Consider the following 12,833-nt stretch of genomic DNA (forward strand, 5'->3'; position numbering starts at 1 on the left):
GTGCCCGGGGAGGGGGAGACGGGGCATGAGAAGGGGCGACGGGCCCTGTGGCCCGCCGCCCCGTGTCTCGATGCGAGAAGTCAGTTCTTGAACGCGTCCTTGACGTTCTCGCCGGCGTTCTTGAGATCGGCCTTCGCCTGATCGGCGCGCCCCTCGGCTTCGAGCTTGTCGTTGCCCGTCATCTTGCCGACGCCCTCCTTGACGGCTCCGCCGACCTTCTCGGCCGCGTTCTTCGCGTGGTCCGCTGCGCTCATGTCCAGCCTCCTTCTGTCTCGGGGTGTGCTCCCACACTTCCACTCCCCGTGGTTTCTCGCTGCGGGGTTGACCCCGGGGCGCGGGAATGTTAGCCGCTCAGGCGACGGGGAGCAGTGCGTCCGAGACGTCCTGCGGCGCGAGGGCCGGGAGGGTGCGCATCGCGGCCGTCGTCGCGGCGGGAACCGCCGGCGGCAGGACCGCGAGCACGGACGGAGCGTCGAGAGAGCAGACGGAGGCGGACGCGTCATGGAGCGAGACGTACTCGCCGATCAGACTCCCCGCGGCGTCGAAGGCCCGATAGGGTCCGAATCCCTCGCGACGCAGCGACCCGATCCGCTGTCCGCCACGCGACGCGACGCAGAAGTCCTCGTCCGGCCACGTCAGCACCGCTTCCGCGGACATCGGAGGAGAGAGGCTCATGGCCGCACTGTATTGCACCCGTGCGGATGCGCCGCGGTACTTGTGCGCGGCGCGTCGTCGCGCTAGGCCTGCGGTCGCGCCGCGGCGTCGCCGCGGTCCCGCACCCATCGGTCACCGTCTCGCACGACCGTCGCGGCGAGCGGAATCCGGTGCGAGGCGCTCTCCAGGATGTGCATGAGGTACCCGCCCGTGTTCGGGAACGCGGCGATGTCGTCACGACTCACTCCGTCGGGGAAGCGCAGCCGTCGGCGCAGGATGAGCTCCTCCTCGATGCAGTACGCCCCGACGAGGAACGCGTCCCTCGTCTCGTCGGCAGGCCGATGATGGGCGGGGCGGATCCAGAGCGGATCCAGCAGGACGTCGCGCGAGGTGGAGCGCAGCTGCGTCCGGTTCATGAACAGGCCGATGAGGCCGAGGCCGTCGCTCGTGCTCTTGCGGAACGCCACCCGGGCGAGCGTCATCCCGCACCCGTCGAGCATCGCGCGCCCCGGCTCGCAATGCAGCGCGAGATCCTGGGCGCGCAGCGCCTGGGCGACGCTGATCCCCCCGTCGCCGACGCCGGCCGCGTCGGTGCTCGGGACCCCGGATCGCTTATCAGGGCAGGCGGCCGACGTCGGCAGCGGACTTGCGAGGAGTTCCTGCAGCCATGTCGGTGCGTCGCGGTGCTGCCAGAACGGGTAGACCTCCGGGGAGGGACGGTCCGAGGAAGGATCGACCATCCCCAGCCGGTCACCGCGCCAGGTGACGGCGGACGGGTCCTCGTCCAGCGCCCGCCAGAAGGCGCGCCAGGCGTCCTCGTCGTCGAGATAGCGCACGGGCAGGCCCCCGCCGATGTCGATGAACCCGACGTGATGCCCCAGGCCGCGCAGGATCGGCACCGCAGGCAGCGCTTCGGCGAGGGCAGCCACCCGGTCTTCGACGGCGTAGCCGTTGAGGTGGAAATGCAGTCCCTCGATCCGCGCGGAGGGTGTCACCTCTCCGCGACGGAGCAGGCTCAGCCAGGTCTGGACGGGGAGGCCGAAGCGGGTCGGTGCGGCGCCCTCTGCGGTGATCGCGAGGCGCAGGGCCAGCCGAGCGGGCCGGGCGGAGGACGCGGCGACGGCGAGGATGTCGGAGAGCTCGTCCTCGTTATCGACGCTGAGGACGGCGCCCGCGGCGACGGCCACCCGAAGGAGCTCGTGTTCCTTCACCGCCGCGGAGACGATGATGCGCTCCGCGGGCATCCCCGCGTCCAGACTCTGCACGAGCTCCTCGAGGGAGGCGACGTCGACTCCTGCGCCCGCCGTCCGTGCCGCGTCGACGAGCGCGACCGCCTTGTTCGCCTTGCGTGCCACGCGGATGCCGAGATCCACGCCGGACGAGGCCGCCACCGCGCGCAGCTCTTCGACGTGCTCGGCGAGCGGCGCGAAGTCCAGCAGGTTGACCGGAGAGCCGTACTCGTCGAGCAGTCGCGCGCAGGCGTCGGGGTCGGACACGAGCGCGTCCATCCACGGGCGGGTCCGAGCCGTCAGAGGGGGTATGCCGTGAGCACGGGGGAGCGGATCGGTCGGGGTCATGCGGTTCTCGTCTCCGGGAAGGCGTCTGCGGTGAGGTCTCGGGCGACGGAGGCCGCCCAGCGGCGGGCGTCGAGGTGCAGGTCCCGACTGAGCGAGTCGTGGTCGACGACGGGGCCCTCGGTCGGGCGGCCCAGGGCGGCCAGTCCGGGCGTCGGCGTGCCGTCGTGACCGATGCACGCCGCATCCGGTGCGGTGAGGACGCCCGACTCGCCGCGGCGGACCGTCACCGCCCCCGTCCGCAGCAGCCGGGCCCAGAGCGGATCGGCATCACCGCGCTCGTCGGTGTGTTCGGGCCCGCGCGCCTCGTCCTCCTCGTCCGTCCAGGGCCGCGGGGATTCCAAGACGCCAGGACCGGCGATGTACGCCCGGATGGCATGCTGTTCCTCCGCGTCCACGGCCGTCTCGACGGCGAGGAGGTCCGCGTCGATGAGCGCGCAGAGCCGCGCGACGAGTTCGGCCGGCGGTCCGAACGCCCAGCGCTCCAGGGAGGCCGCGCGGCGGCGGAACACCGGCCACGTATCGGCGGAGCGCGGCAGACGCTCGATCGAGGCGAGCACGTCGCGGTGCGCGGCCGACCATGCCCGGCCCAGCCACCAGGCGGGATCCTCGTCGACCTCCCCCCGTGCGCGCCGCAGATCCTGGTGCCAGCGGTCCCGCACGGCCGCCGTGTCGCGGCACCGCGGAGGCGCGTCGAGGACCGCGCGCAGAGCGGGGTACGACACGGAGACGCCCTGCGCGCGGGCGGCGCGACGGGCGGCCTCCACGAGCAGGTCCCACCACGCCTCGCCCAGCGGGTCGCGTCGCCCCCACTCCGCGTGCAACGCACGCACCGCGTCGACCGCCGCGGACGACGGTTCCTCCGGTTTGGGCAGCATCATCCGACCCGTGCGCGAGAGGAGCGTGATGCGTCGTGGCTCCGTGCCCGAGGGCACGTACACGAGGGGGGTCCGCGCCGCCGCCGCACCGTCTTCCGAAGGCCGCCATCGGCCGCCGCGTCCCTCCGTCGCGCCCATCACGACGTCGAAGGCGGTGAGAGCCGCGCCGCGGACGACGAGGGCGTCGCGCGGATCGGCGCCGAGCGGGTCCGCAAGCGTCTCGTGATCGGCGCCCGCGGGATACCGGTGCCCGGTGCACAGGACGACCCGTCGCGCACGCAGGGGAGGGGCGGCGGGGCCGGCGAACGACACCGCCCACCCGGATGGCTCGGGATCGACGCGGTCCGCCCGTGCGGGGACGTGGAGGAGCTCCCAGCGCTCCGACCGGGCGAGGCGGTCCCAGACCCAGGTGAGGTACGCGCCGACGACGCGTCGTGCGGGGAAGCGGGGACACGGCGTGTGCAGCGTCCGCCTGTGCCACTCGGACAGCGACCACGGCGCGGAGGCACAGCGCAGGTCCACGAGGTCGGCGGGCACGTTCATCCGCAGATGATCGGGCTGGTCGACGCGCCAGACCGCTCCCGCGCCGGGAGGGTGCGGATCGATCGCGACGATCCGCAGCCGTGGCCCGGGCACTCCGGCGAGGGCATCGTCGAGCTCGACCAGCGCGCGCAGGGCCTGAGGTCCCCCGCCGATGAACGCGATGTCGATCGTCGGCATCGCGGGGCGCGGAGCGGGCGGAGCCGTCACGCCGCTGCGAACGGGTCGTCGGCGGCGAGCCGATCGGGGTCGAGGCCCTCGTCGCCGAGGTTCGCGTGCACCCACCCGTCATCGAACACCGTGGGCAGATAGGGCAGGCCGGTGTCGTGCACGATGAACGCGACGACCGCGTCGGCGTCGAGCAGAGGCAGGTCGCGCCCGATCGCGGCCACGATCGCGCCGGTCGAGGCGCCCGCGAGGATCCCCTCTCGACGCGCGAGCAGCCTGCTGCCGAGGACGATCTCCGATTCCGGGATGCGGTGGACCGCGTCGGGGCGGGCGGATCGGGACAGCTCGGTCTCGAAACCGGCGCCGAGCCCTGGCAGGAGGCGATTCCCCGTCTCGCCCCCGAAAAGAGCCGATCCCTCGACGTCGACGCCGACGAGGAGCGTGCGGTGGCCGCCCTCCTCGATCGCGCGCTGCACGCCGAGGAGCGTTCCCGTGGTGCTCATCGCCACGTACAGATGGGTCGGCGCATGGCCCAGCGCGTCGACGAGCTCGGGGAACGTCGTGCGCTGGTGCACACCGGGATTGTCAGGGTTGCCGTACTGGTTGGTCGTCACCCCGCCGGGGATCGACTCCAGAAGCTCGCGGACCCGACGCACCCGCGCCGCGAGCCTGTTGCCGTCCGGTGGCGTCGCTACCCTGTCCAGGCGCGCGCCGTAGGCCGTCATGGTCTGGCACGCCGCCTCGTTGGCCCGCTCGTCGACCACGGCGATGAAGTCGATGCCGAGCAGAGCGCAGTGCCGGGCGAGCGCGATCCCGAGGTTGCCGGAGGTGGACTCGACCACGGTTCCGCCGTCCGTGAGAAGCCCGTCGCGGATCAGGCCGGACAGCAGCGCCGCCGCGGTGCGCTCCTTCACGCTGCCTGCGAGCTGCAGGTTGTCGAGCTTGGCGTGGATCTGTGCCGACGCTCCGGGGAAGAGACGGGGCAGACGCCGGGTCGGCGTGGGCAGGTACGCATCCTCGAGGACGTCCGCCGCCCGGACCGCGAGATCGGTCAGCGCGTCACAGGGCACGGCGAGCCGTCTCGTGGACGCGCGGATCGGGGTGCCGGGAAGTCTGCATGCTCGGACCGTACCGACGCGAGGTCCGATGCTCCACGGGCTTGCACGGCGCCGCAGGCCTTGCTAAGCGTGTTGTCAAACGCCTCGGCGGTCAACAGACGCGAGCAGGCCGGAGGCATCGTATGACCGCTCCTGTGATCGAGGCGATCGGCGTGCGCAAGCGCTTCGGCGACCACGACGTCCTGCGCGGCGTCGACCTCGTGGTGCATCCGCACGAGGTCGTGGTGCTCATCGGGGCGTCCGGATCCGGGAAATCGACGCTCCTGCGCACGATGAACCTCATCGAACGTGTGGACGACGGGCAGATCCTCCTCGCGGGCACCGACATCACCGATCCCCGTATCGACGCGGACGCGACCCGAGCCCGGATCGGCGTCGTGTTCCAGCACTTCAACCTGTTCCCTCACCTCACCGTGCTCGACAACGTCACGCTCGCCGCGCGGCGCGTCCACCGGACGCCGCGGGCGGTGGCAGCACAGCGCGGGCGAGATCTGCTCAGCGCGCTGGGGCTGGGCGACAAAGCCGATGCCTATCCGGATCGGCTCTCCGGCGGGCAGCAGCAGCGCGTCGCGATCGTCCGGGCCATCATGACGGAGCCCGAGCTGCTCCTGCTCGACGAGATCACGAGTGCACTCGATCCGCAGCTGGTCGGCGAGGTGCTCGATCTCGTCCGGTAGCTCAAGCAGCGCGGCACGACGATCCTCATGGCCACGCACGAGATGTCGTTCGCCCGCGAGGTCGCCGACCGGGTCGTCTTCCTCAAGGACGGGACGCTGATCGAGCAGGGCCCGCCCGCTCAGATCTTCGACGCCCCGCGGGAGGCGGCGACGGCGGAATTCCTCGCCCGCGTACGTCGCTGAGCGGGCGAGGCCGCCGTCGGCGGGGCGTCAGGCCACGGCCGGGCTCCTGCCGAGAGGGGGGAACCACGCGTGCGACCCTCGTCGCTGCCCACCGCTCTCTTCCCCTTTCAGCACGGGTCCCGTGTCAGCGATGGTCGCGAACGGCGTCGTCAGACGGCGTCGATAGCCAGACCGGGGATCGCGACGAAGGGGGAGTCCGTATCCGTGGTGACGCAGTCGATGTCCCGAAGGGCGCAGGTGTTGACGAATGCTCGCCGACCGATGTGGGCGCTGTCGACGAGAGCGGTTGTCCGGGTGGACCGGGCGACGAATGCGCGTTGCACCTCTGCGCTGAACTCGTCATCGATGGATAGTCCCTCTTCCGTGAGACCGTCGCCTTCGATGAAGGAGTGGTCGAAGCTGAACCTGTGAACGGTCTCCTTCGCGATGTCACCACCCATGGCGAAGGTACGCTGCCGAACGACGCCGCCCGTCAGCAGCAACCGGATGGAGGACCGGGCGCTGAGTTCGTACGCCACGTTCACCGCATTGGTGACGACGGTGATCGCTTCCGGGACGTTGACCAGGTCGGGTCGCGCGGCGAGAGCGCGCGCGAGCTCCAGGCCTATCGTGCCACCGGTGATCCCTACGACGTCGCCGATGTTGACTTTGGACGCCGCGGCCACGCCGATGCGTTGCCTGCTTTCGGTGGTGCCATCGCCTCGATACCCGAGGGGGATGTCGTAGGCGAGCAAGGCGACCGCGCCGCCTCTCGTGCGGTGCAGCAACTGACGAGACGCAAGATGGTCCAGGTCGCGCCGGATCGTCGCTCCCGAGACGTTGAAAGCGTTGACGGCGTCGTGCACACTGATCCTCCCCTTCTCGGCGAGGAGTTCCAGGATGCCGGAGAGACGCTGATGCTGGTTGAGGTCACCAGAGAGTTCGCGCGTCGCCGAGGCGGATGAGGTTTCAGTCATAGTGCTCCGTTGCGTATTTGTGATCACTATACGAGCTTTTGCTCACGACTACTCTCGTAAATCTCACGTTTCGCCAACGTTCTGGGCGGTTTGCCGCTTGATCGCTTCCCAGACGGTGTCCGCGGAGGTCGTGCCGAGCTCACTCATATGGCCCGCTGCGGCAAAGGCCCAGACCCAGATCCGGCGCGCCCCCGCGTTCCGGGCCGCCTGGAAGGCGATCTCGAGGTCGGGAAGGTCCTCCTCGCCCAGGCCGAATCCCTGCACCCAGCACTCGCAGTGCACCGGAAGCGCACCAATCGCCGTGCGAACGCGCTCGGTGACGTCTGTGACGAACTTCTCGGCGGGCAAGTAGGCCGTTTTCCAGTAGGGATCGCTCGAGAGGGAGGCCAAGCCGGGGATCGAGGCCATCTCCGCCCAGGGCTGTCCGGGAGTCAGGGCGAGTTCGTCCGGAATGAGGCACACCGTGCTTCGCATGCCGTGAGAGCGCGCTTCCTCCACGAGCCAGGAGACGAACTCGACCAGGTTCCGCTCGGGGGAAAGGTCCTCGGGTAGATCCCGGCAGTACCGGCAGACGCACCGCGCGCCGTCGTCGGTGGCGAAAGCCCAGGCCGGCTCATCCCAGAGGATCTCGTCGAAGCCTGCTGTCGCTGCGGCGAGAATCCATCGCCGCAGGAGCGAACGCAGCATCGTGCTGTTCAGGCAGGCCGCGGGGCGCACCCTGCCCGTTCTGTCGCGCTGCCGCTCCTCCGGATGCTCCGCAAGGAAGAGGCTCGCATCCTCGCCTCCGAAGATGCCTGCCACGGCGAAGGGGGCGGCAGAAACCCGCAGTCCCCGGGCATGACTGGCTGCCACGATCGCACGCATCTGCTCCGCATAGAAGCGCTCATCGACCTCCGAAAAGGTGTGCAGCACGCTCTGGAAGCCGGCGGCGACGATCTCGTCGAGGTCGCTCTGGACATGCTGGAGGATCCGGTTGCCGAAGTACGCGACTCCGTATTCCGTCACCAGAGCCCCCTTGCCTGTCCTTGTCCGGTGGTCCGACTCTAGCCCACGTCGAATTGTGATCAATTGGATGTTGACGCGTGCGCAAAATGCCTCTACTTTGTTCACAAATGTTCAGACGACGGTCGAGAGCCGTCCAAAGAGACGAGGGTAAGGATGCCCCGACACTGGAGCAAGCCGATTGCAGCCACGATCGTTCTCGCCGTGGCAGCGGCGACGATGAGCGGATGCGGGCTCAACGGGGGGAACGCCGGAAGCGGCAGCGGTAATGACAAGGTCCAGCTCACGCTCTGGACGCACGAGTTCGCGCCTTTGCAGGACGCGATGACGAAGAAGTGGATCCCCGAGTTCGAGAAGGCCAACCCCGGTGTCACCGTCAAGATGACGTCGGTGCCTCTCGCGGGTGCGGTGTCCTACGATTCGAAGCTGCTCTCCTCGTTGTCCAGCGGCGGCGGACCGGACGTCTGGGACATGGGCAGCTGGAACTTCCCGAAGTTCAAGGAGTCTGGCTTCCTCGACTCCGTGGATCCGAAGACCTTCGGATACGCGGACGACGCCGACCTGCTCGGGGCGTACGACAAGTCCTCCCTGAAAGAACTCTCGTACGACAACAAGCTCTACGGCATGTTCTCCGAGTTCGACACGCTCGCGACGTACTACAACACAGACGTGTTCGCGCAGGCGGGAATCCCCGACCTTCCCGCGGACAAGCCCGTGTCCTGGGATCAGATCGGTGAGATCGGGCAGAAGCTGCGTCAGGAGAAGGACGGAGCGGTCACGCGCACCGGCTACCAGTTCGGCTTCTTCGCCAACTTCAAGGACGCGCAGTGGTATTCGCAGAACTTCTACACATTGCTGCGCCAGTACGGTCAGGACGATGTGTACGTCGACGGCAAGCCGGCGGGCGACACGGCCGCCGTCAAGAATGCGCTCCAGGTGTTCAGCGACTTCGTCTACAAGTACAAGGCGTACGACCCGACGTTCCTCAACAACTGGTTCGCCGATGTCCCGCAGGGGCGAGCGGCGATGGTGAGCGCGGGCACGTGGTACGCGGGAGCAGCGCTCGCCCAGAACCCGGACTTCAAGTTCAAGGTCGTCCCGAACCCGGTCGTCAACCCGGACGACAAGTCCACCTACAAGGACATCTCGTACTTCTGGGGATGGGCGACCAACGCGAAGAGCGATGACGCGCACAAGGCCGCCGCGCAGAAGTTCCTGGCGTTCATCCTCGGCAAGAAGGGGGAGACGGCGCAGGCGGACTACTGGTTCTCGAAGCTGGGTTATCTCCAGCCCTCGAAGGCATACCTGGCGTCCGACGACTTCAAGGCTGCGGTGACGAAAGCCCCCTATCTGCAGACGTTCATCGACGCGCTGAAGAACTACCAGGTCTCCCCTCCGCAGCACGTCTATGACGAGGCGGGTTCGGCGATCGTCGCCGCCGTCGATGCGGTGGTGTACAACCACACCGCGCCGGATCAAGCGGCGGCTGAGCTTCAGGCCGCGCTCGAGCGGATCAAGAACTAATCGTCAGCACACACCTCCGGCGGGGCACGACGTGCCCCGCCGGACACCACTGAGCGCCTGCCCGGCGCCGACGGGACACTCATGAATCGCCGCAGACTGGCCCTCACCGGCCTCGCCTTCATCGCCCCTGCGATCCTCGCCTTCCTGCTGTTCTGGTTGGCTCCGCTGGCGCTGGCACTCTTCTACTCACTGACCAACTGGCGGCTGGGGTCGGCGCCGTCCTTCGTCGGACTCGGGAACTTCGTCGAACTGTTCGGCGATCCGCTCTTCCTCAAGGCGACGGGCGCGTCACTGCAGATCGCGGTGTATTCGATGGTTCCCAGCCTGATCCTGGCGATGCTGCTGGCCATCGCCCTCGCGGACCCGCGGATCCGGTTCGGACGGCTCTGGCGGGTGCTGTTCATGATCCCCGTGGTCACCGACTGGGTTGCGACGGGGCTCGTCTGGCAGCTCATCTTCCTCCCCAATCAGGGTGTTCTCGCCAGCGTCGCTCAGTCGCTCGGACTAACCGGACTCGTCAGAGCCGCATGGACCTCCGACTCGGGCCTCGCCCCGATCGCCGTGTCCGTGTTCATCATCTGGAAGACGACCTCGCTGTACACGATCTTCCTGTTCGCCGCGATCCGCAGCGTGCCGCGAGACGTCATCGAGGCGGCGAGCATCGACGGCGCGAACGGGTGGCAGACGTTCTGGCGGATCAAATGGCCGCTGATGCGTCCGATCACCGTGTTCGTGGTCGTGCTGTCCTTCATCACCACCTTGGGCCTGTTCGAACCGGTGTACATGCTCACAGGCGGAGGCCCGGCCAACGCCACCCGGACGTTGCCCATCTTCCTCTACGAGAACTTCTTCAGCTTCTCCCGCAGCGGCTACGCGTCGGCCGCCGGAGTGCTGTTCCTGGCCGGATCGCTGCTGTTCGCGGTGATCTGCTCCCGAATCATGAAAGACGAGGCCTGACATGACCTCCACCGTCACCACGGCCGCAGCGAAGCGCGCCATGCGGCGCCCGGCCGGACGCCGGGGCGCCCTCGGGCTCGTGCTGAAGTACGTCCTCCTCGTCGGATATCTGGCCTTCGCCCTTGTGCCGATCGTCTGGATGGTCTCCGCGGCCTTCAAGTCCCGCGAAGACGTCCTCACGGTCCCGGTGCAGTGGATCCCGCGCGAATGGCACCCGGAGAACTTCGTCAACGCGCTCTTCGAGCCGCGCTTCACCGGACACTCGTTCGCCGAGTTCCTGTGGAACAGCACTCTCGTGGCGACGATCACCGCCCTCGCCGCGGTGATCCTGTCCATCCTCGTCGGCTACGGGTTCGCGAAGTTCCACTTCGCGGGCCGAGAGGGCCTGATGTGGACCCTCCTCGGATCCACCCTCCTCCCCTTCTCCTCCGTGGTCATCCCCCTCTTCCTGATCATCAAGTCGATCGGGACGTTCGACACCCTCTGGGCGCTGATCGTGCCGTTCGTGGTCTCTGGGCAGGCGATCTTCATCTCGCGCCAGTTCCTGCGGGCGATCCCGGAGGACTACCTCGAGGCGGCACGGCTGGACGGCGCGTCCGAACTGCGGGTCTTCCGTACCGTCATTCTTCCTCTGTCGGGACCGGTGATCACGACCGTCGCGGTGATGACCTTCATGACATCGTGGACGATGTTCCTCTGGCCCCTCGTCGTCGAATCCTCACAGGGCAACTTCACTGCGCCGCTCGGTCTCTCCCTGCTCGGAATCGGGGCGACATTCCAGACCGACTACCAGGTCTGGATGGCCGGCGCGACCATCGCGGTGCTGCCCCCGCTCCTCTTCTTCCTGATCCTGGAGCGTCCGTACATGCGCGGACTCGAAGCGATGTCGGGACTGAAGTGATGGGCTTCTCACCCCAGAACACACTCGTCCTCACGGCCGCCGAACTCGAGGCGACCTCGCTCACGGGGCTGAGCCAACTCCTCAATCGCGCTGCGGCCAACGGGATCGGCGACGTCATCATCGAGGTCGACGAAATGCCCCCCTCCGTCGTCGCCGCGGTCACAGAGCGAGGCATGCGCCTGCTCGCCGGCGTCACCTGCTTTCACGAGCACGGCTCGATCAGTCTCGAGGATCCACGGGTCACCGCGCCGGTCGGGGCGGACGGCAGCCTCCGCCCCCGGCTGGAGTGGTATGTCGGGCTCGTCCCCACGGACGAGTATGTCGTGGAGGAGCTCATCCGGCGGTGCGTCCGGCTGGCGACCACGCCAGGGGTGAGCGGTCTGGTCCTGGACTTCATCCGCTGGCCCCTGCACTGGGAGCTGGAAGCGCGCGAGGTCGGCCCGCATCTGCCGCCTGCATCCTTCGATGCAGGCACTCTCGCGGCGTTCATCCGATGGGCGCGGTCGGTCGGGGTCGAGCTGAGCGAAGCCCCCACTCCCGAACGCCTGCTCGGTGAGCTGCTGCCGGAGTGGACGGACTTCCGTTGCCGTGTGGTGGCAGAGGTCGTCGAGCGCGTCTCCCATGCGATCGCGCGCACCCGGGTGGCTCTCGGAGCTTTCGTCGTGCCGGTTCCCTCGGCGCAGCGCCGAGAAACGACCGGGCAGGACGTTCGGGCGTGGCTGCCGTTCGTGGACGTGCTCTATCCCATGACCTACCACGCGATCCTGCAGCGTTCGCCCGAGTGGATCGGATCCATCGTCGACGAGCTCCGCGCACAGACCGGGCTGCCGATCGTCCCGGTGGTCCAGCTCACCGCGGCTCCCGAGTTCGCCGACCCGTGGGACTGGGGTCAGGAGTTCGGAGTGACCGAGCTGGCCGATGTTCTGCAGCACGCCGGCGCCGGCGGGCCGATCGCGACGTTCCCCGGGACGGCGCTGGGCGCGACGGAAGCGGCACTGCTCAGCCAGTACCTGGCCTCCGGAGCGATCCCGTAGCGGATCCGGCGCTCCTCGTCGCGAAGCACGTACCACCTCGCTGTCCATAGCCACCTCCATGTCCACAGAAGGGACCAGTTCAATGAAGATCGACCCTCATCCACGACCCTCGCTCCGTCTCGGCGGCGCGATCGCGGTCATCGTCGCGTCACTTGCCGGAACGCTGCTCGCCACCGCACCCGTCGCCGCGGCCACCGATCTCGGGGTCGTTCCTCGGGTGCACGGATGGACGCCGGCAACGGGCACATACGCATACACGGGGACGTCGCGGCTCGTCGTCGATAGCGCCGATGCGGGCCTGACGACCACCGGTATCACCGCGCCCCTCGCCTCCAAGAACACTCTGCTGCAGACGGCGCAGAACCTCGCCGCCGAACTCGGCAGCGTCACCGGGCGCGCACCCGCCGTCGTCACCGCCGCCTCAGCGAGCCCCGGCGACATCTTCGTCACGCTCGATGCGGGAGTGTCGACGAACGTCGAAGGGTACAAGGCCGATCTCGGCAACATCGCCACGCTGTCCGCCCCCGCCACCTCCGGCATCTACTACGCCGGAGAGACTCTCCTTCAGCTTCTGCGCACGGACTCCGCGCATGCGAGTGCCCCCGCCGGAGTCATGGGACTGCTGCACGGATAGGTGACATCTGATCTGGCTTGCCCGGGAGGGTGG

12 protein-coding genes and 1 pseudogene are annotated in these 12,833 nt (G+C 68.6%); 6 read left to right on the forward strand and 7 right to left on the reverse strand.

The genetic code is table 11. The annotated features are described in order from the left end of the window. Positions 1-80 precede the first annotated feature (80 nt). From Q0P88_RS01760 to Q0P88_RS01780, 5 genes are all read right to left on the reverse strand, one after another. Positions 81-254, reverse strand: a complete 174-nt coding sequence (locus Q0P88_RS01760) for a CsbD family protein (protein ID WP_295010560.1) — start codon at positions 252-254, stop codon at positions 81-83. Between the two features lie 97 nt (positions 255-351). Continuing rightward, positions 352-675: a hypothetical protein gene (locus Q0P88_RS01765; protein WP_295010561.1), complete on the reverse strand. Its 324-nt coding sequence runs from the start codon at positions 673-675 to the stop codon at positions 352-354. A 62-nt stretch (positions 676-737) separates the two neighbouring features. Beyond that, positions 738-2,162: an alanine racemase gene (locus tag Q0P88_RS01770; RefSeq protein WP_295010562.1), complete on the reverse strand. Its 1,425-nt coding sequence runs from the start codon at positions 2,160-2,162 to the stop codon at positions 738-740. Positions 2,163-2,227: 65 nt separating this feature from the next. Further along, positions 2,228-3,856: an FAD/NAD(P)-binding protein gene (locus Q0P88_RS01775; protein ID WP_295010563.1), complete on the reverse strand. Its 1,629-nt coding sequence runs from the start codon at positions 3,854-3,856 to the stop codon at positions 2,228-2,230. Beyond that, positions 3,853-4,884, reverse strand: a complete 1,032-nt coding sequence (locus Q0P88_RS01780) for a PLP-dependent cysteine synthase family protein (protein WP_295010564.1) — start codon at positions 4,882-4,884, stop codon at positions 3,853-3,855. The genes Q0P88_RS01775 and Q0P88_RS01780 overlap by 4 nt, the downstream gene beginning before the upstream one ends. A 170-nt stretch (positions 4,885-5,054) precedes the next feature. Here Q0P88_RS01780 and Q0P88_RS01785 point away from each other — a divergent pair. Further along, a pseudogene (locus Q0P88_RS01785) lies at positions 5,055-5,792 on the forward strand (amino acid ABC transporter ATP-binding protein). 149 nt (positions 5,793-5,941) lie between these two features. Here Q0P88_RS01785 and Q0P88_RS01790 read toward each other — a convergent pair. After that, the gene (locus tag Q0P88_RS01790) at positions 5,942-6,748 is read right to left on the reverse strand and encodes a DeoR/GlpR family DNA-binding transcription regulator (protein ID WP_295010565.1); all 807 of its coding nucleotides are present in this window, start codon (positions 6,746-6,748) and stop codon (positions 5,942-5,944) included. Positions 6,749-6,811: 63 nt separating this feature from the next. Further along, positions 6,812-7,753, reverse strand: coding sequence for a hypothetical protein (locus tag Q0P88_RS01795; RefSeq protein WP_295010566.1), 942 nt, complete (start codon positions 7,751-7,753; stop codon positions 6,812-6,814). Positions 7,754-7,906: 153 nt separating this feature from the next. Here Q0P88_RS01795 and Q0P88_RS01800 point away from each other — a divergent pair, with 153 nt between their 5' ends. The 5 genes from Q0P88_RS01800 (at position 7,907) to Q0P88_RS01820 (ending at position 12,800) form a co-directional block, all read left to right on the forward strand. Then, positions 7,907-9,274 carry an ABC transporter substrate-binding protein gene (locus Q0P88_RS01800; protein WP_295010567.1) on the forward strand — a complete coding sequence of 456 codons (1,368 nt, stop codon included), beginning with the start codon at positions 7,907-7,909 and terminating at the stop codon, positions 9,272-9,274. Positions 9,275-9,355: 81 nt separating this feature from the next. Next, positions 9,356-10,231, forward strand: a complete 876-nt coding sequence (locus Q0P88_RS01805) for a carbohydrate ABC transporter permease (protein ID WP_295010568.1) — start codon at positions 9,356-9,358, stop codon at positions 10,229-10,231. A 1-nt stretch (position 10,232) separates the two neighbouring features. Then, entirely contained in the window at positions 10,233-11,132 is a 900-nt protein-coding gene (locus Q0P88_RS01810) for a carbohydrate ABC transporter permease (protein WP_295010569.1), read from the forward strand. Then, on the forward strand, positions 11,132-12,166 hold the full coding sequence (locus tag Q0P88_RS01815; protein WP_295010570.1) for a hypothetical protein: 1,035 nt from the start codon (positions 11,132-11,134) through the stop codon (positions 12,164-12,166). The genes Q0P88_RS01810 and Q0P88_RS01815 overlap by 1 nt, the downstream gene beginning before the upstream one ends. A gap of 82 nt (positions 12,167-12,248) precedes the next feature. Continuing rightward, positions 12,249-12,800, forward strand: a complete 552-nt coding sequence (locus Q0P88_RS01820; protein ID WP_295010571.1) for a glycoside hydrolase family 20 zincin-like fold domain-containing protein — start codon at positions 12,249-12,251, stop codon at positions 12,798-12,800. Positions 12,801-12,833: the final 33 nt, after the last annotated feature.

This window comes from uncultured Microbacterium sp., from assembly GCF_945952435.1.
Lineage (GTDB): Bacteria > Actinomycetota > Actinomycetes > Actinomycetales > Microbacteriaceae > Microbacterium.

Excerpts from the sequence above, each read along its gene's own strand:
- Q0P88_RS01760 (WP_295010560.1), bottom strand. The coding sequence starts at position 254 with ATGAGCGCAGCGGACCACGCGAAGAACGCGGCCGAGAAGGTCGGCGGA.
- Q0P88_RS01765 (WP_295010561.1), bottom strand. The coding sequence starts at position 675 with ATGAGCCTCTCTCCTCCGATGTCCGCGGAAGCGGTGCTGACGTGGCCG.
- Q0P88_RS01770 (WP_295010562.1), bottom strand. The coding sequence starts at position 2,162 with ATGGACGCGCTCGTGTCCGACCCCGACGCCTGCGCGCGACTGCTCGAC.
- Q0P88_RS01790 (WP_295010565.1), bottom strand. The coding sequence starts at position 6,748 with ATGACTGAAACCTCATCCGCCTCGGCGACGCGCGAACTCTCTGGTGAC.
- Q0P88_RS01800 (WP_295010567.1), top strand. The coding sequence starts at position 7,907 with ATGCCCCGACACTGGAGCAAGCCGATTGCAGCCACGATCGTTCTCGCC.
- Q0P88_RS01805 (WP_295010568.1), top strand. The coding sequence starts at position 9,356 with ATGAATCGCCGCAGACTGGCCCTCACCGGCCTCGCCTTCATCGCCCCT.
- Q0P88_RS01810 (WP_295010569.1), top strand. The coding sequence starts at position 10,233 with ATGACCTCCACCGTCACCACGGCCGCAGCGAAGCGCGCCATGCGGCGC.
- Q0P88_RS01815 (WP_295010570.1), top strand. The coding sequence starts at position 11,132 with ATGGGCTTCTCACCCCAGAACACACTCGTCCTCACGGCCGCCGAACTC.
- Q0P88_RS01820 (WP_295010571.1), top strand. The coding sequence starts at position 12,249 with ATGAAGATCGACCCTCATCCACGACCCTCGCTCCGTCTCGGCGGCGCG.